The organism is Nonomuraea sp. LP-02 (genome assembly GCF_036289125.1).
Lineage (GTDB): Bacteria > Actinomycetota > Actinomycetes > Streptosporangiales > Streptosporangiaceae > Nonomuraea > Nonomuraea bangladeshensis.
On sequence record NZ_JAXCLK010000002.1, the window covers coordinates 192,708 to 217,201 of the forward strand.

General features: G+C 69.9%; 30 protein-coding genes and 1 pseudogene. 13 read left to right on the forward strand and 18 right to left on the reverse strand.

All coding sequences use genetic code 11. From position 1 onward, the window contains the following. Positions 1-10: 10 nt before the first annotated feature. Entirely contained in the window at positions 11-421 is a 411-nt protein-coding gene (locus SMD20_RS44220; RefSeq protein ID WP_329593253.1) for a DUF4267 domain-containing protein, read from the forward strand. Positions 422-469: 48 nt separating this feature from the next. On the opposite strand, the gene SMD20_RS44225 is transcribed toward SMD20_RS44220, so the two are convergent. The 4 genes from SMD20_RS44225 to SMD20_RS44240 all read right to left on the reverse strand — a co-directional run bounded on the left by SMD20_RS44225 (position 470) and on the right by SMD20_RS44240 (position 3,079). Beyond that, positions 470-1,399: a CU044_5270 family protein gene (locus tag SMD20_RS44225; protein ID WP_329593255.1), complete on the reverse strand. Its 930-nt coding sequence runs from the start codon at positions 1,397-1,399 to the stop codon at positions 470-472. Beyond that, positions 1,399-1,962, reverse strand: coding sequence for an RNA polymerase sigma factor (locus SMD20_RS44230; RefSeq protein WP_329593256.1), 564 nt, complete (start codon positions 1,960-1,962; stop codon positions 1,399-1,401). Before SMD20_RS44230 ends, SMD20_RS44225 begins: the two co-directional genes overlap by 1 nt. 85 nt (positions 1,963-2,047) lie before the next feature. Then, positions 2,048-2,518, reverse strand: a complete 471-nt coding sequence (locus SMD20_RS44235) for a hypothetical protein (protein ID WP_329593258.1) — start codon at positions 2,516-2,518, stop codon at positions 2,048-2,050. A 9-nt stretch (positions 2,519-2,527) separates the two neighbouring features. Then, the gene (locus SMD20_RS44240) at positions 2,528-3,079 is read right to left on the reverse strand and encodes a TetR/AcrR family transcriptional regulator (RefSeq protein WP_329593260.1); all 552 of its coding nucleotides are present in this window, start codon (positions 3,077-3,079) and stop codon (positions 2,528-2,530) included. Between the two features lie 107 nt (positions 3,080-3,186). Here SMD20_RS44240 and SMD20_RS44245 point away from each other — a divergent pair, with 107 nt between their 5' ends. Next, a complete protein-coding gene (locus tag SMD20_RS44245; protein ID WP_329593262.1) occupies positions 3,187-4,611 on the forward strand; it encodes a serine hydrolase domain-containing protein in 1,425 nt (474 codons plus the stop codon). A gap of 24 nt (positions 4,612-4,635) precedes the next feature. Continuing rightward, entirely contained in the window at positions 4,636-5,355 is a 720-nt protein-coding gene (locus SMD20_RS44250) for a MerR family transcriptional regulator (RefSeq protein WP_329593264.1), read from the forward strand. Between the two features lie 23 nt (positions 5,356-5,378). On the opposite strand, the gene SMD20_RS44255 is transcribed toward SMD20_RS44250, so the two are convergent. Then, positions 5,379-6,143: an ABC transporter permease gene (locus SMD20_RS44255; protein WP_329593265.1), complete on the reverse strand. Its 765-nt coding sequence runs from the start codon at positions 6,141-6,143 to the stop codon at positions 5,379-5,381. After that, positions 6,140-7,075 carry an ABC transporter ATP-binding protein gene (locus SMD20_RS44260; RefSeq protein WP_329593267.1) on the reverse strand — a complete coding sequence of 312 codons (936 nt, stop codon included), beginning with the start codon at positions 7,073-7,075 and terminating at the stop codon, positions 6,140-6,142. The genes SMD20_RS44255 and SMD20_RS44260 overlap by 4 nt, the downstream gene beginning before the upstream one ends. Positions 7,076-7,187: 112 nt before the next feature. Here SMD20_RS44260 and SMD20_RS44265 point away from each other — a divergent pair, with 112 nt between their 5' ends. From SMD20_RS44265 to SMD20_RS44275, 3 genes are all read left to right on the forward strand, one after another. Beyond that, complete coding sequence (locus tag SMD20_RS44265) at positions 7,188-8,297, forward strand: sensor histidine kinase (RefSeq protein ID WP_329593268.1); 1,110 nt, start codon at positions 7,188-7,190, stop codon at positions 8,295-8,297. After that, positions 8,294-8,944: a response regulator transcription factor gene (locus SMD20_RS44270; RefSeq protein WP_329593270.1), complete on the forward strand. Its 651-nt coding sequence runs from the start codon at positions 8,294-8,296 to the stop codon at positions 8,942-8,944. The genes SMD20_RS44265 and SMD20_RS44270 overlap by 4 nt, the downstream gene beginning before the upstream one ends. A gap of 79 nt (positions 8,945-9,023) precedes the next feature. After that, positions 9,024-9,665: a gamma carbonic anhydrase family protein gene (locus tag SMD20_RS44275; protein WP_329593272.1), complete on the forward strand. Its 642-nt coding sequence runs from the start codon at positions 9,024-9,026 to the stop codon at positions 9,663-9,665. A gap of 15 nt (positions 9,666-9,680) precedes the next feature. Here SMD20_RS44275 and SMD20_RS44280 read toward each other — a convergent pair whose 3' ends face one another. Then, positions 9,681-9,962 (reverse strand): zinc-binding dehydrogenase, encoded by a 282-nt coding sequence (locus SMD20_RS44280; RefSeq protein ID WP_329594743.1) that lies wholly within the window; start codon positions 9,960-9,962, stop codon positions 9,681-9,683. After that, the gene (locus SMD20_RS44285) at positions 9,959-10,267 is read right to left on the reverse strand and encodes a hypothetical protein (RefSeq protein WP_329593274.1); all 309 of its coding nucleotides are present in this window, start codon (positions 10,265-10,267) and stop codon (positions 9,959-9,961) included. The genes SMD20_RS44280 and SMD20_RS44285 overlap by 4 nt, the downstream gene beginning before the upstream one ends. A gap of 602 nt (positions 10,268-10,869) precedes the next feature. Here SMD20_RS44285 and SMD20_RS44290 point away from each other — a divergent pair. The 3 genes from SMD20_RS44290 to SMD20_RS44300 are packed head-to-tail and all read left to right on the forward strand — an operon-like array spanning position 10,870 to position 13,150. Further along, positions 10,870-11,598 carry an ABC transporter ATP-binding protein gene (locus tag SMD20_RS44290; protein WP_329593276.1) on the forward strand — a complete coding sequence of 243 codons (729 nt, stop codon included), beginning with the start codon at positions 10,870-10,872 and terminating at the stop codon, positions 11,596-11,598. Beyond that, positions 11,595-12,365 (forward strand): ABC transporter permease, encoded by a 771-nt coding sequence (locus SMD20_RS44295; RefSeq protein ID WP_329593278.1) that lies wholly within the window; start codon positions 11,595-11,597, stop codon positions 12,363-12,365. Before SMD20_RS44290 ends, SMD20_RS44295 begins: the two co-directional genes overlap by 4 nt. Beyond that, positions 12,362-13,150 (forward strand): ABC transporter permease, encoded by a 789-nt coding sequence (locus SMD20_RS44300; RefSeq protein WP_329593280.1) that lies wholly within the window; start codon positions 12,362-12,364, stop codon positions 13,148-13,150. Before SMD20_RS44295 ends, SMD20_RS44300 begins: the two co-directional genes overlap by 4 nt. On the opposite strand, the gene SMD20_RS44305 is transcribed toward SMD20_RS44300, so the two are convergent. The 3 genes from SMD20_RS44305 to SMD20_RS44315 all read right to left on the reverse strand — a co-directional run bounded on the left by SMD20_RS44305 (position 13,129) and on the right by SMD20_RS44315 (position 14,750). Continuing rightward, entirely contained in the window at positions 13,129-13,395 is a 267-nt protein-coding gene (locus SMD20_RS44305; protein WP_329593282.1) for a hypothetical protein, read from the reverse strand. The genes SMD20_RS44300 and SMD20_RS44305 overlap by 22 nt on opposite strands. Then, on the reverse strand, positions 13,392-14,159 hold the full coding sequence (locus SMD20_RS44310; RefSeq protein WP_329594745.1) for a recombinase family protein: 768 nt from the start codon (positions 14,157-14,159) through the stop codon (positions 13,392-13,394). Before SMD20_RS44310 ends, SMD20_RS44305 begins: the two co-directional genes overlap by 4 nt. Before the next feature lie 255 nt (positions 14,160-14,414). Next, positions 14,415-14,750 carry a nuclear transport factor 2 family protein gene (locus SMD20_RS44315; protein WP_329594747.1) on the reverse strand — a complete coding sequence of 112 codons (336 nt, stop codon included), beginning with the start codon at positions 14,748-14,750 and terminating at the stop codon, positions 14,415-14,417. Between the two features lie 99 nt (positions 14,751-14,849). Here SMD20_RS44315 and SMD20_RS44320 point away from each other — a divergent pair, with 99 nt between their 5' ends. Both SMD20_RS44320 and SMD20_RS44325 read left to right on the forward strand, forming a co-directional pair. Continuing rightward, on the forward strand, positions 14,850-15,452 hold the full coding sequence (locus SMD20_RS44320) for a TetR/AcrR family transcriptional regulator (RefSeq protein ID WP_329593283.1): 603 nt from the start codon (positions 14,850-14,852) through the stop codon (positions 15,450-15,452). A gap of 114 nt (positions 15,453-15,566) precedes the next feature. Continuing rightward, positions 15,567-15,692, forward strand: coding sequence for a helix-turn-helix domain-containing protein (locus SMD20_RS44325; RefSeq protein WP_329593285.1), 126 nt, complete (start codon positions 15,567-15,569; stop codon positions 15,690-15,692). Positions 15,693-15,779: 87 nt separating this feature from the next. Here SMD20_RS44325 and SMD20_RS44330 read toward each other — a convergent pair whose 3' ends face one another. Then, positions 15,780-16,757 carry an oxidoreductase gene (locus SMD20_RS44330; protein ID WP_329593287.1) on the reverse strand — a complete coding sequence of 326 codons (978 nt, stop codon included), beginning with the start codon at positions 16,755-16,757 and terminating at the stop codon, positions 15,780-15,782. A 101-nt stretch (positions 16,758-16,858) separates the two neighbouring features. Between SMD20_RS44330 and SMD20_RS44335 the strand changes: the two genes are divergently transcribed. Then, the gene (locus tag SMD20_RS44335; protein WP_329593289.1) at positions 16,859-17,488 is read left to right on the forward strand and encodes a TetR/AcrR family transcriptional regulator; all 630 of its coding nucleotides are present in this window, start codon (positions 16,859-16,861) and stop codon (positions 17,486-17,488) included. 265 nt (positions 17,489-17,753) lie between these two features. Here the strand turns inward: SMD20_RS44335 and SMD20_RS48550 are convergent. From SMD20_RS48550 to SMD20_RS44360, 6 genes and pseudogenes are all read right to left on the reverse strand, one after another. Beyond that, positions 17,754-17,867: pseudogene (locus SMD20_RS48550) on the reverse strand (Tn3 family transposase); the annotation flags it as partial. A gap of 517 nt (positions 17,868-18,384) precedes the next feature. Then, the gene (locus SMD20_RS44340; protein ID WP_329593291.1) at positions 18,385-18,933 is read right to left on the reverse strand and encodes an EF-hand domain-containing protein; all 549 of its coding nucleotides are present in this window, start codon (positions 18,931-18,933) and stop codon (positions 18,385-18,387) included. 274 nt (positions 18,934-19,207) lie between these two features. Continuing rightward, entirely contained in the window at positions 19,208-21,520 is a 2,313-nt protein-coding gene (locus SMD20_RS44345) for a molybdopterin-dependent oxidoreductase (protein WP_329593293.1), read from the reverse strand. A 68-nt stretch (positions 21,521-21,588) separates the two neighbouring features. Then, a complete protein-coding gene (locus SMD20_RS44350) occupies positions 21,589-22,092 on the reverse strand; it encodes a hypothetical protein (RefSeq protein WP_329593295.1) in 504 nt (167 codons plus the stop codon). A gap of 21 nt (positions 22,093-22,113) precedes the next feature. Then, entirely contained in the window at positions 22,114-23,178 is a 1,065-nt protein-coding gene (locus tag SMD20_RS44355; RefSeq protein WP_329593297.1) for an FAD-dependent oxidoreductase, read from the reverse strand. Further along, positions 23,175-23,447, reverse strand: a complete 273-nt coding sequence (locus SMD20_RS44360; RefSeq protein WP_329593299.1) for a hypothetical protein — start codon at positions 23,445-23,447, stop codon at positions 23,175-23,177. The genes SMD20_RS44355 and SMD20_RS44360 overlap by 4 nt, the downstream gene beginning before the upstream one ends. Before the next feature lie 107 nt (positions 23,448-23,554). Here SMD20_RS44360 and SMD20_RS44365 point away from each other — a divergent pair, with 107 nt between their 5' ends. Then, entirely contained in the window at positions 23,555-24,484 is a 930-nt protein-coding gene (locus tag SMD20_RS44365; protein ID WP_329593301.1) for an Lrp/AsnC family transcriptional regulator, read from the forward strand. Positions 24,485-24,494 lie beyond the last annotated feature (10 nt).

Sequence of the window (24,494 nt, forward strand, 5' to 3'; positions counted from 1 at the left end):
GAGAAGAACGATGTCACTGAAGAAGATCAACACCGTCCTGACCACCGCCTTCATCCTCTTCATCCTCTGGTTCGGGACGGATTTCATCCTGAGCCCGGAGACGGTGGCGCCGGGGTTCGGCCTGCCGAGCTGGCCGTCCGGCGACGGCGGCGGCTTCCTGATCGTCAAGGGGATCCGCGACGTCGTCCTGGCCCTGGTCCTGGCCGTCCTGCTGGTGACAGGACACCGCCGGGCGCTCGGCTGGGTGCTGCTGGTGGAGTCCCTCGCCGCGTACGGCGACATGACCACCGTGCTGGCCCACCACGGCTCCGTGGCCACCGCGCTCGGCGTCCACGCCCTGACCGCGACGCTGATGGCGGCCACCGGCCTGCTGATGATGATCGAGACCCGTAAGGCCGCGGCCGCCCTGCGGCCCGCCTGACCTCGAAGCCGCCGGATCCGAGTCCCCGGTCCGCACCCGCCGGAAGGGTCATCTCCGGCCGGGGCCGTCCACCACCTTGGCATCCAGCCGGGCCGTCAGCGTGAGGGGCGTGCCCGCCTTGATGACGGACGACGAGGGGTCGTCGTACTCCGTGGTCTGGACGCCGTACGTGCCGAGGAAGTGGAAGTCGACGGGGTCGAGGATGAGGTCGTAGCGGGCCCAGTGACCGGTGTGGCTGAACGCGACCCCCCGCCTGCCGTCGGCGTCCACGACGTCCTCGGTGAAGCTCACGCCGGGGATCGTGGCCAGGCCGCGGAACAGCGCCGCCCGCACCTCCGGCGGCAACGCCTGGGTTCCCATGAGCTGGTAAACGGCCTGGAAGAGCCGCTCGTCCATGCTGGGAGGCGGCTCCGATCCCCCCCAGACCATGTGCATGTCCTCCAGGCTCTGGCGGATCCTCGCGAGCACGCCCTCCGGGGTGATCGGCTGCCGGGCCAGATCGGCGGCGCCGAGCCCCGGGTGGTTGCCCTGCACGAGCAACTTCCCGTTGACCATGGCGGCCACCTGCTTGCCGTCGACGCTGGTCCACTGCTCCCAGACGACGCGCCGGGAGACGTCCACGCCGTAGCCGCCGTCCCCGGACTGCGGCGCCTGGCGCTCCCTGATGTACAGCCACTGGCCGGGGCCCGGCACCTGCCCGTGGTCGTCGTAGGCGGCCTGCGCGGCCCGTTCGCCCAGCTCCCGCACGTTCGCCACCTGGACGACGTGCGGCTGATCGCGTGCCACCACCACGCCGGTGCCGATCGCCACCGCCAGCGCGCCCGCGAGCGCGGCCTGCCGGCCGAGCCGCCTGACCGGTCGCGGTGCGCGGCGGGGCTCGGGACCGCGAGCCGCCGCCAGCAGCCGCGCCCGGGCGGCGTTCTCCGCCTGCGCCGTCATCGGCGGGGTGTCACGCCTGAAGTCCTTGATCGTGCTCATCACAGCTCCTCGTCTCCCAGCGCGGCCCGCGCCTTCTTCTTGGCCCGGTGGAGCCTCGACCGCACGGTCCCCAACGGAATGTCCAGCGCCTGGGCGACCTCTTCGTAGCTGAGGCCCTCCCACGCCACCAGCAGCAGCACGTCACGGTCGCCGCGCGACAGTGCCGCCAGCGCCCCCGCCAGCTCGCGTTCCTTGTCCCGCGCGGCGACCCTGCTGAGCACGATGTCGGCCATCGGCTCCGGCAACGGGTCCACGCCGGTACGGCTCAGCGCCCGCAGCATCCGCTCCTCCTGGCGCCTGTGCCGGGCGATGAGGGTGGTGGCGATGCCGTACAGCCAGGGACGCGCCAGCGGGAACGACAGGTCGTACGATCCACGCCGCCGGAACGCGGCCAGGAACGTCTCGGCCACGATGTCGTCGGCGGCCTGCGTGCCGATCCGCCGCGCGGCGTAGAGGTGGATCTGCCGCGCGTACCGGTCGAACAGCGTGGCGAACTGCTCCGGATCGCTCGCGGAGCGCCTGATCAGCTCGGCGTCGTCGATCTCGGCCGTCTCAACGGTCAACGGCCCTCCTTAAGGTCGGTCGGTCACCCTGCTGTCTCCCGCACCTCCCTGCAGGGTTCTCGATCCCGACGGAAAGTGGCGTACGTCACAGGCTCACCGCGTACGCCATCGTGATCACGGCCGCCGCGAGGATGAGCGAGTGCAGGATCATGTGCTCGAGGTTGGGCCGGGGCCGATCGCCGATCCGGGGCAGCACGATGATCGTCTTGGCGTACGTGCGGGCGTGCAGCTGGGCCCAGGTCTCGCCGGTGCCGGCGGTCGCCCACGGAACGGTGACGCCGGCCAGGTAGGGCAGCCACCACAGGGCCAGTCCGCCGAGAAGGATGAGCATTTCGAGGCCGGCGGCGGCGTACGCGGGGACGGAGGCGTGCAGCGCGGCCGCGACGAGCACGAGGACGGCGGGTAACGTCATGACGGGCGCGTTGACCGAGACCTCGATGGTCTTCTCGCGGCGGGTGGCCGCGGTGACGTTGTTGAGCGGGGCGAGGTCGACCAGCGTCGTCAGCACGAAGTAGCCGACGGCCAGCAGCAGAAGCGTGAGTGCGGCGGCGAACATCGCTGTCTCCTAAGGGGGGTCGATGCCGTCGAGGAAGGTGCCGACGGCGAGGTCGAACCACGCGTCGTAGAACGCGCGGGGGGCGACGGGCTCGTGGGGCACGTCGCCGAACTCGGCCAGTGCCAGCCCGGCGACGAGGACGAAGAGAGACTGGGCCAGCAGCAGCGCCCGGTCCGTCGTGGTGTTCAGGCTGGCGGCCAGGGGCGGTCCGAGGCGGTCGGCGATCTGCTGTGCGACCTCTGGCGAGACGTTCTTCGTGGCGACCACGGCGGCGGCGCCGGGATGCGTACGCAGGACGCCGCGCAGGCGCACGGCCATCGTGGTGAGCAACTCCCGCCATGGGGCGGTCAGGTCGGCGTCGCCGAGCAGCTCATGCGCGACGTGGTCGACGAGTGCCTGGAGCAGGGCGTCCTTGTTGCGTACGTGGTAGTAGAGCGAAGCCGCCTTGACATCGAGGCGGGCCGCGATGGCGCGCATCGACAGCCCGGCACCGCCTTCGTGGTCAAGGATGTCCAGCGCCGTCTCGAGGATCAGCGCAGGGCTCAGGGGTCGTGGGGCCATGTCCACCTTCACCTAACGCTGTTAGGTAACCTAACAGCGTTAGGGGCGAGGTGCAAGTGACGAACAGCTTGACCTTGCCCCAGGGGCAGGGTTCGACGATGCTCTGCATGAACAACAACGCACTGCGCACCGTCGAAGCCCAGATCCGCGAGCAGGCCGCCGCCTACTGCGAGTCCACCAACGTCCCCGGGTTCGTCGCCGGCGTCCACCACGCGGGCGAGCAGATCGTCGTCGCCCACGGCACCGCGAACGTCACCACCGGCGCACCGATGCGTGAAGACACCGGATTCCTCTTCGGCTCCGTCACCAAGGTCCTGACCACCGTGCTGGTCCTGCAGCAGGTCAACCGTGGACTGCTCGACCTCGACACGCCGGTGGTGAAGTACCTCCCCGAATTCGCCCTGACCGTGCCGGGTGCGGCGGACAAGATCCTGGTCCGGCATCTGCTCTCCCACACCAACGGAATCGACGCGGACCTGTTCTTCCCCGACGCCGAGGGCCGCGACGCCCTGAAGACCTACGTCCACGGCCTCGCCGGCAACTGCGGCACCCTGTTCGAACCCGGCGAGCAGCTCAGCTACTCCAACGGCGGCATGATCGTCGCGGGCCGCCTGCTGGAAGTGGTCACCGGCACGCCCTTCCCCGACCTGCTCGAGCGCGACGTCTACGCACCCGTCGGCATGAAGGACTCCAGCACCTCGGCCGAGCAGGCCATCCTGCGCGGCACGGCAGTCGGCCACTTCCTGGACCCCGAGACCATGGCGGCCGAGCCGACAGGCATGTTCAAGCTGCCCGACACCTGGGGGCCGGCCGGCGGCACGCCGATCGGCACCGTCGCCGACCTGCTCACCTTCGGACGCACCCACCTCGCCGGCGGCGTGTCCCCCTCCGGCACCCGCGTCCTGTCGGCCGAGTCGACCGCGCTGATGCAGGAGGTCTCGTACGACATGGCGACCCCGAACGTCCCGCCGATGGCCCTGGGCTGGGTGCGGTACCCGTTCGGCGACACGACCGTCCTGGCCATGTCGGGCGCGTCGCCCGGCGGCGTGTCCATCCTGTGCGTCGTACCCGAACACGACCTGGTCTTCGCCGCCTTCGGCAACACCTCAGGGGCGATCATGCTGCAGGACCAGATCCTCCAGTGGCTCCTGAGCGACCATCTGGGCGTCCAGATCCCCGCTGTGGTCACCGAGGTGGAGCGGGACGTCGACCTCACCCCATACGTGGGCACCTACCGCTCCGACCAGCTCCGCATCGACGTCAGCATCGTCGACGGCCAGCTTGAGGAGCGTACGACCTACGAACCGGCGGACGAGGCGCAGGAGCAGATCTTCACGGCGTTCGCCGGCGGCACGACCTCCGCCCCGCCGCAGCGTTATGTGCCGATCCGGCCCGGCCTGTTCGCGCCCGCCGGATATCCGCTGGAGACGTTCGACGGATACCTGCGCCTGCTGCTCGTCTCCTACCACGACGTCCGCGACGGCCGGGCGCGCTTCCGCAACGGCGGCGGCCGCCTGGCCCGACGGGCCTGACCGCCGCGTGGAAGGATGCCCAACATGATCACGATCGGGCAGCTCGCGGACTACGCCGGAGTGACCATTAAGGCCATCCGCCACTATCACGAGCGCGGTCTGCTCCCCGAGCCGGACCGCGACTCCTCCGGCTACCGGCGCTACACCGCCAAAGACGCCGTCGACCTCGTCAAGATCAGGACCCTCGCCCATGCGGGAGTGCCGCTGGCCCGCATCAAGGACCTCCTTGACGCCGACCCGGACACGCTCACGGCAGCCATCGCCGAGATCGACCACGACCTCCAGGACCGCATCGCGCAGCTGCGGCGAACCCGCGATCAACTCGCCCAGCTGCACGGCGGCGACCGGCTTTTCGTCTCCCCGGAAGTCGCCGACTATCTCGACGAACTGCGCGAACTCGGCGCCAGCGAGCGGCAGATCCACCTGGAACGCGACGGCTGGATTCTCATGCAAACAGCCTCACCCGAAGACGCCTGCCTGTGGATCGCCGAAAAACGCCAGCTCATGACCGATCCCGAGTTCCGGGCCCTCTACCTCGAACATGACACCGCCTACGACTGGTCGCCGGACGATCCCCGCCTCCCCGCCCTCGCGGACCGTACCCGGGACTGGTTCAGCCATCACGACAGCCTGACCGAGGTCCGCCCCGTCCACAACCCGGCCCTCGCGCGACTGGCCGCGCAATCCCAGCCCGGGGCCTCATCCCCGGCCTGGGACCGCCTGGCCCAGCTCATGAACGGCTAGTGTTCGGCGGCTGAGCCGCGCGGTCACTCCCAGCGGAAGAACAGCGCCGCGACCGTCGTGCCGAGCACCACGGCGGCCGACAGGCCGACCAGGGAGGAGGTCTCGACGGGTGCGCCCGTCCAGGCGGCCGAGAGCGCCTGAACCCCGGCGCCGAACGGCAGCCACTCGCCGATGGCGCCGATGAACGACGGCAGCCCGGCGAGCCCGCCGAACATGCCGCCGGTGGCCCCCAGCAGGAAGAACAGGCTCAGGCCGATCGCCACGGAGGAGTTCGGGGTGGGTGACAGCGCGGCGACGATCAGGCCCATGGCGTACATGGCGGCCACCGTCAGCGCCAGCGCGCCGAGCGCGGCGCCGACGTGCACCGGCGGCTGGGCCCCGAACATCAGCATGGCCACGATCCACGCCGCCGCGATGCCCACGGCGATCTGCAGCACCCCGACGGCCGCCTGGGCGATCAGCACCATGATGGGCGAGGCCGGCGTCACGCCGAGCCGGCGCAGGATGCCGCTGCGCCGGTAGTAGGCCAGGAAGCTGGGCATGTTCACGATCCCCGTGGTGGCGGCGACCATGGTGAACACCAGGGGCAGCACGAAGACGTCGAGCGCGGTGCGACCATGGGCGACGACCTCCTGCCCGGCACCCGAGGCGTTCGTCACCAGAATGATCATGGGCAGGCCGATCGGCACGATCAGCCCGGAGGTGTCGCGGGCGACCATCTTGAGCTCGCAGAGCAACATCTCGCCCCAGGCGCGCGGGCCGGGGCGGTGCGGCGGGACGTCCGTCATCGGATCTTCTCCTCCTCGGTGTCGAGCCGGTGCCCGGTCAGGGCCACGAACGCGTCGTCCAGGCCGGCCTGCCGGCCGCGGGTCTCTGTGGCCACGACGCCGGCCCGTACGAGCGCGACGCTGACCGCCGCCAGCAGGTCGCCGTGGCCTTCCACGAGAACCCGGTCGCCGTCGGCCCGCACCCGCTCGACCTCGGGGAGCCCTTCCAGCAGCCCGTCCGGTACGGGCGAGGCCGCGCGGAAGGTGACCTGTTGCGCGAAGCCGGCCCGCTCGACGAGTCCCGACGGCGTGTCGAGGGCGACGACCCGGCCCGCGTCGAGCAGCGCGACCCGGTCGCACAGCCGCTCGACCTCCTCCATGGCGTGGCTGACGAGCAGGATGGTCACGCCGGACTCGCGCAGCCGTTCGACGGTCGCCCACATGTGGCGGCGGGCCTCGGGGTCGAGCCCGGTGGTCAGCTCGTCGAGGATCACCACGCGGGGCCGTCCGACGAGGGCCAGCGCGATCGACAACCGCTGCTGCTGGCCGCCGGACAGGTTCACGAACCGGGTCCTGGCGGAGTCGGTCAGGCCCACCGACTCGATCAGTTCGCCGATCGGCAACGGGTGCGGATAGAAGGTGGCGTACAGGCGGATCAGTTCGGTGACGGTGAGCGAGCCGTGCAGGGTGGCTTCCTGCAGTTGGACGCCGAGGACCTGGCGCAGCCGGGCCCGGTCGTGCCGGACGTCGAGGCCGAGCACGTGGACGGTGCCGCGGTCGGGCCGCCTGAGCCCGGCGATCATCTCGATCGTGGTCGTCTTGCCTGCCCCGTTGCGTCCCAGGATGCCGAAGATCTCCCCGGCGGCGACCGACAGGCTGACGTCCTCGACGGCGACCTTGGCGCGGTAGCGCTTGTGCAGGCGTTCCGCCACGACGGCGGCAGCTGGTGACATGCCTACGACGTTAGGAAGCGGCGGGCGCCCGGCGCCTGTGCCGATGGTCAGCACCGGCATCCGTGACTTTCGGCACCCCGGCGCGGCCACGAAGCGCCGTTACAGTGGGGGCATGCGCCGACTTGGGCCGGACATCTGGGCGGGGCTGGCCATGCTGCTGGTCTGCGTCGCGGTGGGCACGCCGACCCTGCTCGGCGTCACCGGGACGCGGGTGCCCCTGCCCCTGTGGGGTCTGATCTTCGCGGCCCTGCTGACCACGTCGCTGGCCGCCGTCGTCTGGGACGAGCCGCGGCCGAGATGGGCGCGGACCTGCTACGGCGGGTCGGTCGTGCTGGGCTGGCTGACGGTGCTGACCGCGCCGGGGACCGGGTGGCTGGCCATCCTGCTGGTCATCACCTCGACGCTGAGCGCCTACGTCGCGCCGCGCTGGGTGGGTCCGGTGGTGATCGCGCTGAACACGCTCGTCATCGCCGCCGGCGCCGGCCTCTCCGGCGCCGGCTTCACGGGGGCGGGTCTCAACACGTTGCTCTACCTGCTGATCCAGACGGCGGCGCTGCTCAGCTCGCTGGCGATCATCCGCGAGCAGCGGATGCGCCGCGAGCTGGCCGAGGCGCACGTGGAGCTGCGGGCGGCGAGCGTCATCCTGGCCGACACCGCACGCGCGCACGAGCGCCTGCGCATCGCCCGCGAGCTGCACGACCTCATGGGCCACCAGCTCACGGCACTCACGCTGGAGCTGGAGGTGGCCAGGCACCGTGCCGAACCGGGCGCGCGCGAGCACGTCGAACGCGCCGACCAGGTGGCCCGCCACCTGTTGCGTGACGTACGTACGACCGTCGGCCAGCTTCGCGCCGACGCGCCCGACCTGCGCGAGGCCGTGAGCGCCGTGGTGCGTGACATCCCCGGCCTCGACGTCGACCTGTGGATCGGCGAGAACGTCCGCCCGCCGGAGGACGTGACCCTGGCGCTCGTCCGCGCCGTCCAGGAGATCGTCACCAACACCCTCCGCCACGCCGCGGCGGCCTCGCTGCGCATCCGCATCGAGAGCCTCCCTGACGGGTCCGTACGGCTCAGTGCCGCCGACGACGGGCGCGGCAGCGACGAGCTGCGACTGGGCAACGGGCTGAGCGGTCTGAGGGAGCGCGTCGCCGCGATCGGCGGCGACGTCCGGCTGGACGGCAGCGACGGGTTCCGCGTGACCGCCACGGTGCCCGCCCGATGATCCGGGTGATCGTCGTCGACGACCAGACCCTCGTACGGCAGGGCATCCGCAGCCTGCTCGGTCTGGCGGACGACATCGAGGTGGTGGCCGAGGCCGAGGACGGGATGGCGGCGCTGGCGGCGATCGAGGAGCACTCGCCCGACGTCGTCCTGCTCGACCTGCGCATGCCGCGTCACGACGGCATCTGGACGCTCGACGCGTTGCGGGGGCAGGCGGGCGACGCGCCGCCGGTGCTGGTCCTGACCACGTTCGACAACGACACGCTGGTGCTGGACGCGATGCTCGCGGGAGCCTCCGGCTACCTGCTGAAGGACGTGACGCTGGAGCGGCTGACCCGGGCCATCCGTGTCCTGGCCGGCGGCGGGACGCTGATCTCGCCGTCGATCACCGAGCGGCTGCTGCTCGCGGTGCACCGCCGCCGGCCGCCCGACGAGGCCGAGCTGCCGGAGATCCAGCCGCTCACAGGGCGCGAGCTGGAGGTTCTCCGGCTGGTCGCCGAGGGCTACAGCAACCGCGAGATCGCGCGGGCGCTGTTCCTGGCGGAGGGCACGGTCAAGAACCACGTCTCGACCGTGCTGCTCAAGCTCGGCGCCCGCGACCGTACCAACGCGGTGCTGCGCGCCCTGCACGCTCACGTCCTCGACTGACGGGGCTCGTACGTGCTGACGCGAACGCGACGTCTGAAATCCGCCAGCATGTCCGCGGCCGGTCGGGTGAGAATCGCTCGTGATCGCTGCAGCGCAGGGAATCCGCATCCGGCACCGCGGGTGTGAACCGCAGGTCCACCCCACCGCCTACGTCGCCCCGACGGCCACGCTCGTCGGTGATGTCCGCGTGGGGCCGAGAGCGCGGGTGATGTACGGTGCCGTGCTCGATGCCGAGGGGTCTCGGATCGAGGTCGGGGAAGCGGCGGTGATCTGCGAGAACGCGGTGTTGCGCGGATCCGCGGTCGCCGGCGATCAGCCGGTGCTCGTCGGCGACCACGTCTTCGTGGGACCGCAGGCCACGCTGCTGGGCTGCGAGGTCGGCAGGTGCGTCTATGTGGCGACCGCGGCGACGGTCCTGCAGCGCGCACGGTTGGGGGCCGGTTCGGTCGTCGCCGTCGGCGCGCTCGTCCACGCGCGCACCGTCCTGCCGGACGAGTACTTCGTGCCGCCGCACACCGTGGCGCTCGACGCGCCGGTGCGGCTGCTGGCACCTGGCGATCCGGGCCTGGCCGAGGCCGTCAGGGGGGTGGGCTTCGCGCAGGTGGCCTTCGGCGTCGACACGGAGTGGACCGACCGGATCAGCCGGTACGAGCACATCGCGGAGGTCCGCGTCGCCGAGTTCGGCGCGCACGCCGACGATGAGGTTCTGAATCCCGGCTAGGGCGGGGAAGGGGCCTCACGTCGCGCGGAGGATGACCTTGCCGGTGGTGCGGCGGCTGATCAGATCGGTGAGGGCGGTAGCGGCCTGGTCGAGAGGGTATTCGGCGCCTGCCATGGGCTGGATGCGTTCCGAGGCGGCCAGGGCGAGCAGGTCGTGGAGCGGTTCGGCGGCACGGCTGCCGGGGAGGCGGAGGTGGGCGCCCAGCCAGTAGCCGCCGACGGCGATGTTGCGCTCGCCGAGAACCACGGGGTCGAAGGGAGCGGGGTCGATCCCGCCGGAGGTGCCGTAGGTGATCAGGCGGCCGAAGGGGGCAGCGCATGAGGGGCTGCCTCGAAGACCGGGCCGCCGACGGCGTCGAGGATCGCCAGGTGGCCGACGCCTCCGGCTGCGGCATAGACGACGACGGTTTCACCGGGGACGATCCGCGCCGCCGTACGCAGCAGGTGCCAGGCGGTCAAGCCCTGGACCAGCAGGGCGAGCGCGGCGCCCGCGGGCAGGTCTTCGGGGATCTCGACCGGGTCCGTGACCAGCGCCTTGGTGGCGAAGCCACCGCTGGTGAGGGCGAGCACGCCCCGCTTGCCGTTCTTCTCGGCCGGTGCCATGCCCTCGCGGGCCGGCCGAACGGGTCGGCCGTGGCCCCTTCTGATGAGCGGGTCCTGCGTCAAACGGGCTCGCGCTGGAGAGGTCCCTGGCTAACCGAAGGCCCGGTGCGCTATTCCGACACCTCCGTTACCTCGTGACCTGCGATTTCTCAGCCACCAGATGCAATTCCTGAGCCTTCTCGGAAGTACCGGGCTGACGTGTCGATGCATGGCCGAGGAGGGCTTGGACCTGGGCGCCGCCTTCACAGCCTCGGGCTCCCTGCGGGCGTCCTGGCCCGAGCGAGCTCCCGTCGGCCGCCATCACAGCGTCGTGCACCAGTTTCCCGCCATCCTGGAGATGTTGAGCGACCGCGTACCCGCGACCTTCTCCCTTGAGGCGTGGAACTTCGACATCTACCCCGACACGGTGCGCGCCATCGCCGGAGCCGGCCACGGGTGGGAGCCAAAATCGGTCGAGCGAGGTGGGCGATTCCTTGTAGCATCCAGATCATGCGAGATAACTGCCGTTAGGTCCGCCTAGCGGTTGCGCCACGAGCCCCGCCGGGCGTGCCGTGTGCCCCCACGTCACCAACCTCCCCCCGGCCGTGAAGGCGAAGTTGCGCATGCCCGCAGTCATAACGATCCGTGATCTCACCAAGACCTACCGATTCCACCAGCAGGGCGCAGGAGTCCTCGGCGCCTTGAAGAGCGTCGTACGGCGCCGCTACGAAACCCGGCTCGCCGTCGACCGCATCAGCTTCACCGTCGAGCGCGGCGAGTTCCTCGGGCTGCTCGGCCCCAACGGAGCAGGCAAGACCACCACCCTGAAGATGTTGTGCGGGCTGCTCCACCCCACCTCGGGCGAGCTGAACGTGCTGGGCCGCATCCCCGCCAGGCGCGAGCGTGACCATCTGCGCCGGATCTCCATGGTGATGGGGCAGAAGAGCATGCTGTGGTGGGACGTGCCCGCCATGGACAGCCTGCTGCTGCACAAGGACATGTATGGAATGTCCGACAAGGACTTCCGGGACTCGGTGGCCGAACTTGCCGAGCTGCTCGGGGTGACGGACCTGCTGGCCGTACAGGTGCGCAAGACCTCCCTCGGCGAGCGCATGCGGCTGGAGCTGCTGGCCGCGTTGCTGCACCGGCCCCAGCTGTTGTTCCTGGACGAGCCCACGATCGGCCTCGACGTCGAGGCCAAGGCGCGTGTACGCGGCTTCCTGGCCACCCTCAATAAGGAACGCGGCACCACGATCGTGCTCACCAGCCACGACATGGGCGACATTGAGGCGCTCTGCCAGCGGATCGTCGTCATCGAGCAGGGCCGGATCGCCTACGACGGTGCCCAATGAGGGCCACACTGCGCGTGCTGCGCCGCCTGCTCGGGCTCAACCTTGGCCTGGCGATGGCGTACCGCGGCGAGTTCGCCTTCCACGTGCTCGGCGGGCTGGCCGCCCCGGTCGTCTCGCTGCTGATCTGGCGCGCCGCCCTGCGCTCGGGCGCCCGCCTGCCTGTGGACGAGACGTACCTGACCACGTACTTCGTGCTCATGGGCGTAGTGCAGATGCTCACCTCATCCTGGCTCGCCCCGTACCTGGCGGCCTCCATCCGGCGCGGCGAGCTGTCGGTCTGGCTGGTCAGGCCCGTGCCCAGCCCGCTGGACGGCATCGCCAACAACCTCGTGGAGAAGCTGCTCAAGCTCTGCTGGCAGGCTCCGGCTATCGCGCTGCTCTGGTGGTTGCTCGACGTAAGACTGCCCGACGCCCGCTGGGCTCTCGTCGCGGTGAGTGTGGCGCTGGCCGCGATCCTCGTCTACGCCGTCGACCACCTGATCGGCTCGCTCGCGTTCTGGTTCGACGACGTGGGCGGCCTCATCTCGGCCAACGCGCTGTTGGCCCGGGTGCTCTCGGGCGGGGTGGTGCCGCTGGCGCTGATGCCGGAGTGGACGTCGGCGCTGCCGTACCGCTTCATGCTCTCCTTCCCGCTGGAGATCGCCATGGGCGCGCCCGCCCTAGCCGCGGGCCTCGCCCTTCAGGTCGCCTACACCGCGATCGCGGTGCTGGTGGCGCGCGCGGTGTGGCGGGCCGGGCTGCGCGCGTATGCGGCGGTGGGCGCATGAGTGCCCACCTGCGGCTGATGCGCCGTTTCCTCATCCAGGCGCTGGTGCGCGAGACGCACTACCGCGCCCACTTCGTCGCCACGCTGACCGTCGGACTCGCCGAACTGCTCGTCGGGCTGCTGCCCGTCTGGTTCCTGTACGGCCACGCCGACGAGGTCAACGGCTGGACGGGCGCCGAGGTTGTCGCCCTCGTCGGCGCGTACCAGATCACGACGGGCATGCTGGCAACCTTCGTCGCGCCCAACCTCACCCGGATGACCGCCTACATCACCAAGGGCGAACTCGACCTGGTCCTGGTCCGGCCGGTCTCGGCGCAGTTCTACCTGACCTTCCGCTGGATCAGGCCCGCCGAGCTGGGCAAGTCCGCCACCGGCCTGGTCACGCTCTGCTCCGGGCTGGCGGCTGCGGGCGCGCGCCCGGGCCCGATCGAGGTCGTCCAGGCGATCGTGGTCGGCTGCTGCGGGCTGGTCCTGCTGACGTGCGCCTGGTCGGCGCTGGTCTATCTGGCGTTCTGGACGCAGGGCGCCGGGCCGATCACCGCGGTCTTCGACGCCTTCATGGAGGCGGGCCGCTACCCCCTGGCGTACTATCCGGCGGCCGCGCGCGCCTTCCTGACCTTCGCCTTTCCCGTGGGTTTCGCCACCAGCTTCCCCATCGAGGCGCTGACGGACGGGGTCGGCTGGCTGCCTGTACTCGGCGGTGTCGCGATGTGCGTGGCAGCCGTCGCGGCCCTGCACCTCTACTGGCGCCTGGGCGTACGCGGTTACTCCAGCGCAAGCAGCTGACCAAGTGGGCATGCCTGTGATTTAGCCTCGGGCTTGAACAGGTGACGGCCGTCCTGCGTCCGCAGCCGCGCGAACACGATCCCGATCTTGGACTGCCCGTAGTCCCAGCCCGGCTGCGCATATGCCTGAGCGTCCTGCCGGACGGGCGGCGACAGGGCTGCGCCACGGGCCGCGAGGGCGCTCACCAGCGCGCCCAGGTCGAACACCCGGTACTTGACCTCGATCTCCTGCGCTCCACCGGTCACCAGGGCCTCCTGAGGCTGCTGTGACTCCGGGAGCCATCGAGGAAGTTCCGAGGCGAGGGGAGATCACGGAAGGGAGTACGAGGCAAAGCGAGCAAGCGGCTCCCGTTCGGACTCGGTTGCCTCAGGATCGAGGTCATGATGCATGCCACTGCAAGGATGACGGTGGGGAGCGGCCGGAACAGGGAGCGTCCGACGCTGTACTCGGTCGCCAGGTCGGCGAGCGACACCTTGCCTTCGGCGTAGCGGCGGCGGATGGAACGCCGCGCGGGCTCGGGCAGTTTGGGCTGCTTGCCTTTGAGCTTGCCGTTCTTCTTGGCCAGTGCCATGCCCTCGCGGGTGCGCAGGTGGCCGAAATTGGCTTCGAACTCGGCGACCATCGCCAGGATCTGCAGGAACAGCCGGCCGAACGGGTCGTTCCTGTCGTAGATCGGCCCGCCCAGCCCGAACAGCACGCCGCGGTCGGACAGGTCGGTGAGGATCTGGTTGGCCTCGGCCATATTGCGGGTGAACCGGTCGAACTTGGTCACGGTGAACACGCTGGCCGGCCACACCGCCGCGAGGGCCTGGTCCAGGCCGCCGCGGTTGCGGCGGGTGGTCCCGGAGAGGCCTCGGTCGATGTAGATCCGATCGGCCGGGACGCCGAGACCGAGGAGCTGCTCGGTCTGGACGACGACGTCCTGCTCGTCGGTGGAGCAGCGGGCGTAGCCGACCCGGATCGCGGCCGCCGAGGCGTTGACGGCGTCATGCCCTTCAGCGTTCCGGATAGGGCTCCGTCACCGGAACGGTTCGCGGAACACTCTTACGGAACACCTCGACCTGGGCGGCCATCCTGGCCGGCGGGTGTTCCGGTGGGGGATCGCGGTTGGGAGGGCATTCCAGCGCTGTCTGCTCGAGGAGCGGCAGGTCCACGATCTGCAGCCTGTCGTCTCTCCGGGGGCGCGACGACCTCGATGCCAGCGTGGGTATCGACGAGTCCCATTCGTTGATATCGAGCGCCGTAGTGCCGGACAGTACCCGGTTCAGGCGGGATCAGGCTCGACGAAGAACCAGTGCTCGACGAGCCGGCCGTCGACGACTCGGACCATGTCCACGCCGCGGGTCTCGGCACCGCCCGAGCCCGGGGCTCCGCGCAGTCGGTAGAGGTTGGCAACCCACTCGCCGTCCTCCACGGTCCGCTCGGTGACGATCTCCAGGCCGGACGCCAGCAGACCTTCCCATTTCCGCCGCCAGTCCGCGTGGCTGACCACCCGTCCCTGGTCGCGGGACTCCGGAGCGATCAGCCCGATGGCGCCGTCAACGTCACCCTCGGCACGAGCCCTGATTATCGCCTGGACGACGTCGCCCGGTCCCTTCACTGTGTCCAATCGACTCACCTCCGATGAAACGGGGATCGGTCCCCGTTTTGCGTGTGGAACAATACGGGGACTGCCCCCCGGTTGACAAGGAGGCCCGGTATGCAGCCACCGCCGCGTCGCGCCGACGCCGCACGCAACCGCGAGCGGCTGCTCGCGGCCGCTGACATCGTGTTGAACAGCCACGGCGCGGCCGCGTCGCTGGACGAGATCGCCAAGCTCGCGGGGGTCGGCAATGCCACGCTCTACCGGCATTTCCCGACCCGGGGGCGGCTGATTGAGGCCGTGTACGAGCAGCGGATCCAGGACCTGTGTGACAGTGCACGTGGCTCCGCGGCGGCCCCGGACCCCGGTGCGGCGCTAACGGCGTGGCTGCGGTTTGTCGCCGCGCACGTCACCAACAGCCGACTACTCAGGGAGGCGTTCCTGGCCGACCACCCGGGCCCCGCTGACGTCGAGCCGCCGCAAGCGACCGCCTGGCACGATTCGCTCTTCGAGGCCGCCGCGCCGCTCTTGGCCCGCGCCCAGGACGCCGGTGCGGTGCGACCCGACATCGGCATCGCGGAGTTGCTCACGTTCCTGACCGCCGCCACCCGAGCCGCCCCGCTGTGCGCCGACCGCGCCCTCGAACTGCTTATGGAGGGCGTCCTCCCGCGACCCGCGCTCGCCCCAGCACGGCCCGATACCGCGGCGGGTAGCAACTAATCGGAGAAGCTGACCACCAACTCGACTGGCAGGGCTGCCTCGGCTCCGGCAGGCGACAGCGCAGCCGAGCGGTTTCAGGGAGCAGCTACGGCCCCTGGTGACGGCCGGCCGCGCGTGATCGGCCCCGCCGAGCTGGCCACGCTGCGCCGCCTGGTCGACGCTGGTGTCTCGGTCACCGAGGCTGCCCGCACCCTCAAAATCGGCCGCTCCACTGCCTACGCGGTGCTCGCGGGACGCTGACCAGCAGCTATCCCACCCGCATCCCGCTTCTGCCCTTCGTTGGCCCAGCAAGATCGTTCTCGTCGACAACGGCTGCCCACCGGTTCCTCAACTCGTAGGCGATGAACGCTTGGGCAGGCTTGTCGCCGTGCGCGCTCGTAAGGCGTAGGTGACTCCGGTCAGGCGTTCGGACAGTTGCCACAGGTGAGCGGCCGTATCGGTGTCGCGGATGGCGCGTTCGCGGGTGCGGCGAATGGGCTCGCCGCGCAGTTGCAGCGGCCCGTCGGGAACGATGTAGCTGCCGCCGGACAGGTCCGGTACCGTCGCGGCGTACAGCGAGGTCTTCGCCCCTTCCGGCGTCGGGCGGAAGGCTGCGTGCACCAGCAGGCGCGTAAGAGTCGCGTACAGTCGTCCTCTGCCGCTGTTGGCGCCGCCGGTGAGCACGTTGGTGCGGGTGAGCCCGGGGGCGACGGCCACGCTGCGCAGCCGCAGCCCGGCAGCGTCGGCCCGGCGCTGCAACTCCATGGCGAAGTAGAGGTTGGCCCGCTTGGACTGCACGTAGGCGAACGCCGTGCGATATCTGCGCTCGGCGTTGAGGTTGCGCAGGTCGAAGCGGGCGAAGCGCTGGCCTTCGCTGCTGACGGTTATCACCCGCGGGTCGGGCGCGGCGAGCAGGTGCGGCAGCAGCAGGCCGGTCAGGGCGAAGGTGCCCAGGTGGTTGATGCCGAACTGCGACTCAAACCCGTCGGCGGTCCGGGCGTACGGCACCATCGCTATACCGGCGTTATTCACTAGCAGATCGAGCCGGCCCCGGTCCCAGCCAGCGGCGAACTCGCGGACGGAGGCCAGGCTGCCCAGGTCCACCTGGCGAAGTTCCAGGCGGGCGCCAGGCACCTCGCCTTGCATGCGGGTCAGCGCGAGCCAGCCCCGTTCGGGGTCGCGACAGGCCAGGATGACCTGCGCGCCGCGGCGGGCCAGTTCGCGGGCGGTGATGTACCCGATGCCGCTGTTGGCCCCTGTCACCACCACGACACGGCCGCTCTGGTCGGGGATGGCGTCGAAGGTCCAGGCGGGAGGGCTGTGCATAATATGCCACCTCAGAGGAATGGGAACCAACGCATCGCAACTTTGAGTTGCGATAGATTGATCCTGTCATTCGCTCTTGAATATCGCAACTTGGAGTTGCAATGCGATCTGGTCAGCCCCCTGCCAGGCCGGTCGGCCGCGGCGCCAAAGTACGCGCCGCCGTCCACGCCGCCACCCTCGCCGAACTCGTCGACAAGGGCTACGCCGCGCTGACCGTCGAGAACGTCGCCCAGCGCGCCGGGGTCCACAAGACGACGGTGTACCGCCGGTGGAAAGATCGCGAGAGCCTGCTCACCGACGCCCTGGCCGAACACATGGCGACGGACATCCCCGTACCCGACACCGGCGCGATCGAGACTGACCTGCGGGCGCTGGCGCGCTCGATCGTCCAGGCGTTCACCAGCCCGGCCGGGCAGGCCATCCTGGTTGCCATGTTCACGGGGGCGGCCCATCTTCCGGAGATCGCCGCAGCCCGCCGGCAGGTGTTCGACGACCGGCTCGCCAGAGCCGAGCCGGTGCTGAGGCGTGCCATCGAGCGCGGCCAGCTCCCCGGGGACACCGATCCCGCCGAGGTGCTGAAGACCCTGGCCGCGCCGATCTACCTGCGCCTGCTCATCACCGCCGAACCCGTCGACGAGACGACCGCCGACCAGGCGGTGCGCGTCACGCTCGCTGCCGTGCGCGCGGGCGCCCTACGGCCGGGGCGCGACGATGAGCCGGTCGGCGAGTGAGGGCGCTGGGCTGGTGCAGTTGCGGCCATTGCCCGTCGCCCCTCAGCGCCAGCAGACTCCGGCAGCGCTCTTCCGCAAGGTCTTGATGACCTGCCGCCGCCCGTAGCCGAGCTCGGCCTGATCGCCGTCGTAGACCATCAGCGCCCGGCCCTTGCGTACCACGAGGCCCGACAGCAGGGGTCATTCCTTGTTGAGCTTGTCGTACATCGTAGCCGCCGTCGAGAAAACGTCCGCTAACCAGCAACTTCCTCAGCACGCGGCCCGTTTCTGCCGTATTCCGGTGGCACCCGTCGACGATGTAGACCGCCTCCCACACCCCGCACGGGATGAAGTGGGAGAACAGCGCGATGTAGGTGTTGGAGACGTGCCGGTAGGCGATCCGCCTGCAACCGGTCGTGGATCGCCGCCTCCAGCGCCAGCGCCGAGGGCCGCCGCTCGGCGCCCTTGCGGCGGCGCAGCACCGGACGACCGCCCTCCCCGCAACCCCCAGGACCACCGCCAACCCGACGCCGATCACCCTAACGATCAACCATCAGACCGTGATCCCTTTCTGCCCTGGTCCGGCCGTCCCCCGTACGGCGGCGCGGGGTGATGTCATGGGGACGATCCGGGTGGCGGCCTTCAGCAGTGCCGCCTTCCACCTGCTGCCCAGGGTGCTGGTGCGGTTCGGGCAGCGGTATCCGAAGGGACGGTGACCGTACGAATCGTGCCTGACCTGGGGCGGGGGATCGCGGGGGAGGTGGCGGACGGGCGTGCCGACGTGAGGTTGGTCGCGCTGCCGGTGTACGTGGACGGGCTGGTGACGAAGGAGCTGTACGCGGAGCCGGGCGATCATGACCGTCCCGCGCTCCTGGAACACGGCCCTGACGGCCCCTCGCCCGCACGGCGAGGGGCCGTCAGTCCGCGACTCTGCCGAACAGGTGGTTGGCGGGGGCGTCCGGGTCGTTGCCGTAGAAATACTCCGCGAGCGCCTGGTGGAACTCGGCGCGATCCAGCGTGCCCGAGCCGTTCAGGTCCAGGGCGGTGAAAACCTCGGCGCAGTGCTCGAAGGAGATGTTGCCGGCCAGGCCGAAGATCTGCTGGAACTCCTCTTGGTCGATCCTGTCGTCGCCGTCGAGATCGATGAGGTCGAAATAGCAGTCGGCCACCAGCTGGATCTGCTGCGGGTACAGGCCGGGGTCGGTCAGGGCCCGCCGGAACCCTTCGGTCATCTCTCGCAGGTCGATCTTCCCGTCGCCGTCCTGATCCATCGGGGCGATCACTTGAGTCCAGAACGCGTCCAGCTCGTGGGTGAGGCGATGGGCGGTCGGGGACTGTGACGCGGCACGAGCGGTGATGTAGCGCTCGGCCATCAGCAGGACGTCCTGCCGGGTGATGACCCCGTCGCCGTCGACGTCGGCGCCCCTGAACCACTGGCGGTACTTACGATCTTGAAGAGTGGTCATGTCTGCGTGAGCTGCGAATGAGTCAGACATGGTGTGGTTCCTTCCTGCGAGGGCTCGCCTTCGCCGTTCCGCGGGCTCGAATGATCAACACCAAGACGCTAGCCGAAAGTAATTTACTGGATACACATTGTGAAATGGCGTGGTGGTGAGGCATGAGTACCCAGACAGAAGGCCGCCACCTGGAACCGCGCCATCCCCAGCGCGCTCCGACATCTCGCCCCGGGCGCACCGCGCCCCGGCTACGTTCGCCTGGCTGAGGAGACCTCCGTCCGTATCAATGCTCAAGGCTTGGGGGTGAAAAGGCGAGCACCTCGGGAAGGGAGCTGTCGTAGCGCTCGACGTCGACCAGCGCGCTGAGAGCACTCGGTCCTTGGGACAGGCGCGAGCACGGCCGATCCGCGGTGAGAACGTTCGGATTACCGTGGCGGTCCAACGTTCCGTTCAGGCCTGGCTGGACCGGATCCCACCACGCCCCCGTGGACAGTTGCACGACGCCCGGCATGACGTCGTCCGACAGGATCGCGCCCGCGAGACAGCTGCCTCGATCGTTGTAGACGCGCACGATCATGCCGCTCTCGATGCCGCGCGACGCGGCGTCCAACGGATTCATCGTCACGGGCTCACGACCGTCGATCTTCGAACTGAGACTGCGGCCACCGTTGTCGTACTGACTGTGCAAGCGTGAGGCCGGCTGATTCGAGATCAGGTGCAGCGGGAATCGGCCTGACAAATCGGCACGAAGCCACTCCACTGGTTCGAACCACTTCGGATGCCCGGCGCAGTCGTCATAGCCGAACGAGTCGATCTCCTCGGAGAAGATCTCGATCCGGCCCGACGGCGTCGGCAGGGGAAAACGCCGCGGATCTGAGCGGAGGTCCTCGAAACTGCCGGGGAACGGTCCGGTCACCGCCGGCAGCTCAGCGGTGGAGCTGCGCCAGAAGTCGTCGAAGCTCGGCAGGGCGGCATCGCCGCCGAGCTTGGCCCTCGTCTGCTCGTAAAGGTGTCGGACCCACTCGATCTCGGAGCGCGACTCCGTGAACTCCCGCTCGTACCCGAGCCGGGAGGCCAAGGCGGCGAAGATGTGGTGATCGGTACGCGACTCGCCCGCCGGCTCGCGGACCTTCGGCATCGCGACGATGTGGGGGTCCGAGAATCCGGCGGCGAAGTCGTCGCGCTCCAGGCTGGTGGCGACGGGCAGCACGATGTCCGCGAACTTGGCCGTGGTGTTCCACCAGGCTTCGTGCACCACCACCGTGTCAGGGCTCTGCCAGGCGCGCGCCAACCGATGGAGGTCTTGGTGGTGGTGGAACGGGTTCCCTCCACACCAGTAGATCAGGCGAAGCTCAGGCAACGTGAGGCGCCGGCCGTCGTAGTCGATGGTCTTGCCCGGATGCAGCAGGGCATCGGCGATCCTCGCCACTGGGATGAAATCCGGAACAGGGTTGGATGCCTCGGGTATCGTCCCCACGAAGGGGCGATCTGGGGCGACGCCTGTGGCGTCCATCGTCGCGTACCCTGCGCCCCAGCCACAGCCAGGCCGACCCATCGAGCCCGCCATGGCGGCCAGTACGACAGACATCCAGATCGGTTGTTCACCATGGTCTGCCCGTTGCACCGCGTAGTTGACCATGATGAGAGAACGCCGGGTGGTGAGACGGCCGGCGAGGTCGATGATCGCGTCGCGGCTGATGCCCGTGATCTTCGCTGCCCAGGCAGCGTCCTTCGGGATGCCGTCGAGCTCGCCGGCCAGGTAGGCGGCGAAGCGATCGAACCCGACGCAGCATCGGCGAAGGAAGTCCTCATCGTGCCACCCGTTGACCAGCATCGTGTGTGCGATGCCGAGCATCGCGGCGGTGTCGGTGTTGGGGATGACGGGCAACCATTCGGCGTCGAGGAAGCCGGCGGTGTCGCTCCGGATGGGGCTGATGTTCACGAACCGCACCCCGGCCTCACGGCACTGGCGTTGCAGGTTCTGCGTCTGGTGCCTGGCCAGGCCACCGGGGTTGATCTGGCTGTTCTTGAGGGCAAGCCCTCCGAACGCCACCACAAGCTCACAGTTCTCGGCTATCTCACCCCACATCGGCATCCGGTACTGGTAGCTCCACGGATGGCCGCCGATCACGTGAGGGAGGATGACCTCCAACGCCGCGGTGCTGTAGGTGTTGCGAGAGTCGGTGTATCCCCCTCCCAGCGCCAGGAACCGGTGGAGCTGACCCTGCGCGTGGTGAAACCTACCCGCGCTCGCCCAGCCGTAGGACCCGCCGAACACCGCGCTGTCCCCGTGCTGTGAACGGACCCGACGGAGCTCATCGCTCACCAGCGTGATCGCATCGTCCCAGCTCACCTCCACGAAGGCGTCCGTACCTCTGGCCGTGTCACCGGCGCGCCGCTCGCCGTTCAGCCAGCCCTTGCGCACCGCGGGGCGCAACACGCGAGCGCTGTCGTCTGCGGCTGTCACCATTCCGGGGCCGATCGGCGATGGCACGGGGTCGTCGTCCCTCGGCTCGATTCGCACCAGGCGGCCGGAATCGACTACGGCGACATAACTGCCCCAGTGCGTCGCAACCGACATACGTCGTTCCACCATGCATCAACTCCGACTCTGAAGTTTCCGCCTGAGAATGGACAGCAGTTGTCAACGTCATACCCCGGGCACTACAGATCGACCGTTTGCCGGCCATCCCGCAGGCGCCCGATCGTCCGCAGGATCTCGGCCCGGTTCTTGGCGGTCTTGAGCCACGTGGGCAGGCGCTCGACCAGGCTGGCCGGAGCCCCGGCCACGACATCGCCACGTTCGCGCAGCTTCGCGGCCACGTACGACTCCAAGAGGTCGAGATGCCGGACGTTGTAGGCCCACAGCACATGTCCGCAGCAACTCGCCCGCAACCAGAGCGGTCGCCGGAAGAAGGGATCGACAGGGCCGCCGACGACGGCGGAGGCGACCGTCTCGTCCTTGACGTAGCCACATGCCCCGCAGCGCAGGCGCCGGCGGAGATCTGTGATCCCGGCGTCCTCAAGGGCCTCCGGATGTGCCAGGACGACCGCGCACCCGTCGCATCGGGGACAGCGCACCAGCACCTCGTCGACGAAGTCGTACGCGTACTTCCGTTCGCGCCGATCCCGGAACCGTTCGCCGGGATCCGGTGCACTCCCTGTCACCTGATCAGCCTGCCAGAGGACCTAACCGGAGGGCAGGGGGTCCTGGCCGAGAAAGCGGGCGCCGTTGGCGGCGGAGACGCGGACCGCGGCGAACCCGGAGTCGATCATCTCCTGCTCGTAGGAGCGCAGCGCCGGGATGAGCGGGCCCCCGTGGGCGAGTGCCGCGCTGAGCGCCGCCGCGTCGCGCAGGGCGAGGTTGGCCCCGGCCCCGGCCGCCGGGCTCATGGCATGGACGGCGTCGCCGAGCAACGTGACGCGGGTGGTCGGCCAGGGCGGGATCGGGACGCTGGTGCGCAGCTCCAGCGGGAAGACGTCGTGCCACTGAGCGATCATCCGCCGGATGAGGGGGTGCCAGCCGTCCGTCATGTCCAGGACGAGCGACCTGAGCTGGTCCTGCGTCATCGCGTGCAGGCCGGATGGGAGGTCCTCGGCGCGGGCGCCGAAGGAGCAGGTGGCGTAGTCGCGGGTGTACGCGACGCCCACGGTGCGATGGCCCGGACCGGTGATCGCGGTGAACACGTTGTCCATGCTCGCGGCCGGCTCGGCCGGGATCTTGCCGTAGAGCTGGACGAGGCCGGTGCTGACGACGCGGGCGTGCGGCAGGTACTGGCGGCGGACCGCTGAGTTGATGCCGTCGGCGCCGACCAGGACGTCGCCCGTGACGGTGGTGCCGTCGTCGAAGCGCGCCGTCACGTGGCCGACCGCGGCCTGGAAGCCGGCCAGCCGCGTGCCGTACACGATCGTCTCCGCCACGCCGGCCAGCAGGGCGTCGCGGAGCGTCTGCCGGTCGACCGACAGGTGAAGCCCGTCGTGTTCGAGGACGTCCAACTCCTTGAGCGTGGGGTCGAAGCGGACGAAGCGGGGCGCGGGTGTGTGGGCGGTGGCGAGGAGGGCCGCTCGCCGTTCCGGTGCCATCACGCTGGTCAGCGCGTCGATGCCCACGTCGCTGAGGTGCAGGCGGTAGCCCTGGCGGCGGACGAGCGGCGACCGGTCGCGCTCGTGGACGGCCACGTCGATCCCGGCCCCGCGCAGTCCGTTGGCCAGGGCCAGCCCGCCGAGGCCGGCTCCGGCCACGATCACCTTCATCGCTGGTCACCCCCGAAGTCGGCGGCGTGCTCGGCCGCCCACGCCGACAGCGTCGTCAGTGAGCCGAAGACCCCGCGGACGCAGTCCCGCTCGACGGTGGCTTGCCAGCGGGCCACCGGGTTGGGCTGCTCCTCGGGCGCGGCTCCGGGCGGTGCGCCGCCACCGGTCATGAAGACGATGTGGCGGACGCGGCGCTTGAGCGAGGCCAGCCGCTCGGCCATCCTTCTGCCCACGGTGCCGGTCGCGCCGAAAACCAGGTAAGTGCTCATAGGGGAAGAATCGCGTCGCCGCGGCGGCCACGCACTTCACGCGCCACCTTGTGGCGATAAATAGCGTCTACTACTGAAGCATGGCGAGAACTAGCGCATTGGACGCGATGGACCTTGCTCTCGTGCACGCGCTCCAGCTCGACGGCCGGGCCTCCTTCCGTACGATCGCCGACGCGCTCGACGTCTCCGAGCACACCGTCGCCCGTCGCTACCGGAGGCTGCGCGCGCACGGCATCCTCCGCGTGGCCGGCTGGCTCAACGGCGAGCGCTTCGGCCGCACCTCCTGGTCGGTACGCCTGGTGTGCACGCCCGACGCGGCGGGCCGGGTGGCCGAGGCCATCGCCCGGCGCGACGACACCGTCTGGGTCCGCCTGCTGTCCGGCGGCACCGAGATCGCCTGCGGCGTCCAGGCGGGCGACGACCAGGACGGCGACGCCCTGCTGCTGAAGAAGCTGCCGCGGACCCCGCGCATCGTGGCCATGTCCGCGCACGCGACCCTGCACATGTTCGCCGGATGGCGCAGCCGGGTCGCGGTGCTCACCGGCGAGCAGGCCGAGCGGATCCGGCCCGCGCTGCCGTACGAGAAGGAGGTGTCGCTGAGCGCGCAGGACCACGCCCTGGTGCGCGTGCTGGCCCAGGACGGGCGGGCCGGGATCGGCGAGCTGGCGGCGGCCAGCGGATGGTCGCCGACGACGGTGCGACGTCGCCTCGGCGAACTGCGTTCCGGTGACGCGCTCAGGTTCGACGTGGAGATCCCCTCGCAGGTCCTGGGCTACCATGCCGAGGCCTGGTTGTGGATGAAGGTCGAGCCGTCGGCCCTGGTCTCGGTCGGCGAAGCCATGGCCGCCCACCCCGAGGCCGACGTGGTGGCCGCCACGACCGGCCCCACCAACCTGATGGCCGGGGTGACCTGCCGTGACACGCGCGACCTCTACCGCTATCTCACCGAGCGGGTGGCGCCGCTGCACGGGGTGCGCGAGCTGGAGACCGCGCCCGTGATCCGCACGGTCAAGCGGGTGGGCACCGTGCTGTCCTGAACTCGGCTCT

What these genes read in the sequence shown, in the direction of transcription:
- SMD20_RS44360 (WP_329593299.1), bottom strand. Translation starts at nt 23,447, where the DNA reads ATGAGCACTTACCTGGTTTTCGGCGCGACCGGCACCGTGGGCAGAAGG.
- SMD20_RS44245 (WP_329593262.1), top strand. Translation starts at nt 3,187, where the DNA reads ATGAACAACAACGCACTGCGCACCGTCGAAGCCCAGATCCGCGAGCAG.
- SMD20_RS44365 (WP_329593301.1), top strand. Translation starts at nt 23,555, where the DNA reads ATGGACCTTGCTCTCGTGCACGCGCTCCAGCTCGACGGCCGGGCCTCC.
- SMD20_RS44340 (WP_329593291.1), bottom strand. Translation starts at nt 18,933, where the DNA reads ATGACCACTCTTCAAGATCGTAAGTACCGCCAGTGGTTCAGGGGCGCC.
- SMD20_RS44260 (WP_329593267.1), bottom strand. Translation starts at nt 7,075, where the DNA reads ATGTCACCAGCTGCCGCCGTCGTGGCGGAACGCCTGCACAAGCGCTAC.
- SMD20_RS44330 (WP_329593287.1), bottom strand. Translation starts at nt 16,757, where the DNA reads ATGCACAGCCCTCCCGCCTGGACCTTCGACGCCATCCCCGACCAGAGC.
- SMD20_RS44270 (WP_329593270.1), top strand. Translation starts at nt 8,294, where the DNA reads ATGATCCGGGTGATCGTCGTCGACGACCAGACCCTCGTACGGCAGGGC.
- SMD20_RS44240 (WP_329593260.1), bottom strand. Translation starts at nt 3,079, where the DNA reads ATGGCCCCACGACCCCTGAGCCCTGCGCTGATCCTCGAGACGGCGCTG.
- SMD20_RS44345 (WP_329593293.1), bottom strand. Translation starts at nt 21,520, where the DNA reads ATGGTGGAACGACGTATGTCGGTTGCGACGCACTGGGGCAGTTATGTC.
- SMD20_RS44320 (WP_329593283.1), top strand. Translation starts at nt 14,850, where the DNA reads ATGCAGCCACCGCCGCGTCGCGCCGACGCCGCACGCAACCGCGAGCGG.
- SMD20_RS44355 (WP_329593297.1), bottom strand. Translation starts at nt 23,178, where the DNA reads ATGAAGGTGATCGTGGCCGGAGCCGGCCTCGGCGGGCTGGCCCTGGCC.
- SMD20_RS44300 (WP_329593280.1), top strand. Translation starts at nt 12,362, where the DNA reads ATGAGTGCCCACCTGCGGCTGATGCGCCGTTTCCTCATCCAGGCGCTG.
- SMD20_RS44295 (WP_329593278.1), top strand. Translation starts at nt 11,595, where the DNA reads ATGAGGGCCACACTGCGCGTGCTGCGCCGCCTGCTCGGGCTCAACCTT.
- SMD20_RS44250 (WP_329593264.1), top strand. Translation starts at nt 4,636, where the DNA reads ATGATCACGATCGGGCAGCTCGCGGACTACGCCGGAGTGACCATTAAG.
- SMD20_RS44290 (WP_329593276.1), top strand. Translation starts at nt 10,870, where the DNA reads ATGCCCGCAGTCATAACGATCCGTGATCTCACCAAGACCTACCGATTC.
- SMD20_RS44285 (WP_329593274.1), bottom strand. Translation starts at nt 10,267, where the DNA reads ATGGCACCGGCCGAGAAGAACGGCAAGCGGGGCGTGCTCGCCCTCACC.
- SMD20_RS44235 (WP_329593258.1), bottom strand. Translation starts at nt 2,518, where the DNA reads ATGTTCGCCGCCGCACTCACGCTTCTGCTGCTGGCCGTCGGCTACTTC.
- SMD20_RS44220 (WP_329593253.1), top strand. Translation starts at nt 11, where the DNA reads ATGTCACTGAAGAAGATCAACACCGTCCTGACCACCGCCTTCATCCTC.
- SMD20_RS44265 (WP_329593268.1), top strand. Translation starts at nt 7,188, where the DNA reads ATGCGCCGACTTGGGCCGGACATCTGGGCGGGGCTGGCCATGCTGCTG.
- SMD20_RS44225 (WP_329593255.1), bottom strand. Translation starts at nt 1,399, where the DNA reads ATGAGCACGATCAAGGACTTCAGGCGTGACACCCCGCCGATGACGGCG.
- SMD20_RS44335 (WP_329593289.1), top strand. Translation starts at nt 16,859, where the DNA reads ATGCGATCTGGTCAGCCCCCTGCCAGGCCGGTCGGCCGCGGCGCCAAA.
- SMD20_RS44255 (WP_329593265.1), bottom strand. Translation starts at nt 6,143, where the DNA reads ATGACGGACGTCCCGCCGCACCGCCCCGGCCCGCGCGCCTGGGGCGAG.